The organism is Anaerotignum faecicola (genome assembly GCA_024460105.1).
GTDB lineage: Bacteria > Bacillota > Clostridia > Lachnospirales > Anaerotignaceae > JANFXS01.
Genome location: JANFXS010000303.1, coordinates 1 through 444 on the forward strand (window position 1 = coordinate 1; position 444 = coordinate 444).

Sequence of the window (444 nt, forward strand, 5' to 3'; positions counted from 1 at the left end):
TGGCTGCAGCAGTCGCCTTCTTCATTTCCTGGTCACTGTTCCATGACGAGAAGGAAGAGAAGAAAGAAAAGGAAGAGAAAGCTGAAATCGGTGGCAACGCTGAAGAAAAAAATGTAAATGTACCTCATACAGTATACAGCCCTTTAAGCGGGACCATTATTCCCATGAAGGAAGTAAAGGATCCGACATTTGCCGCTGAAGTTCTTGGGCATGGCGCGGCGGTGATACCGTCGGAGGGAAAAGTCTGCGCTCCATGTGACGGCACAGTGGTCACGATCTTTGAAACCTGCCATGCCATCGGGCTGATGTCCGAAGACGGAACGGAGATTCTGATCCACGTGGGGCTTGATACCGTGAAACTGGGAGGAAGATATTTTACTCCTCATGTAAAGAGCGGAGATGCCGTAAAAAAAGGCGATTTAATGCTGGAATTTGACGCGAAAG

The 444-nt window shown here is 48.6% G+C and carries 1 protein-coding gene; it reads left to right on the plus strand.

What is annotated here, in order from left to right:
• Positions 1-164 precede the first annotated feature (164 nt).
• The coding region (locus NE664_14085; GenBank protein ID MCQ4727764.1) for a PTS glucose transporter subunit IIA at positions 165-444 on the plus strand (280 nt) is incomplete at its 3' end.